The organism is Streptomyces sp. IBSBF 2435 (assembly GCF_036815005.1).
GTDB lineage: Bacteria > Actinomycetota > Actinomycetes > Streptomycetales > Streptomycetaceae > Actinacidiphila.
On the sequence record NZ_JAJSYW010000405.1, the window covers coordinates 1 to 515 of the forward strand.

General features: G+C 72.8%; 1 pseudogene. It reads left to right on the top strand.

Annotated elements, in window-relative coordinates:
- Nucleotides 1–455, top strand: a pseudogene (locus V7E46_RS34060) (phosphatase); the annotation flags it as partial.
- Nucleotides 456–515: the final 60 nt, after the last annotated feature.

Sequence of the window (515 nt, forward strand, 5' to 3'; positions counted from 1 at the left end):
TGGGACCCGACACCACCGTCGGACTCGGCCTCAGCCACGCCGTGTCGGTTTCCACGCTGCCGGAACGCGGCTCACCCGAGCATGCACCGGCCGTGCAGGACCGCCTCGCGTCCTGGGTCTGCGACCTGTCCCTGCTGCACGACCTGACCGAACGGCTCGCCCGTACGGCACTGCTCGACGACACGCTGCGTGAGATGCTGCGGGCCGGGTCCACCCTGGTCGGCGCGCGGCGCGGCCTGATCGCGCTGGCGCCCGCCGACGGGCTGGGACCCGACACCACCGTCGGACTCGGCCTCAGCCACGCCGAACTGGGCGCCCTGGAGACCGTGGACTTCGGCCGCGGCCCGGCGGGCGCTGACGAGGTCGTGCACGCCGACCTGCGGCACGGCGACCACCCGGACGCCCGGCACCGCGAGGTCGCGGCGCGCCTAGTACTGCAACGGTGTTTGCCGTGACGGGTGGGCAAGTCGGTCGTTGGAGTTGTCATGGGTGGGGCTCTTGCTGGGATCAGGTCG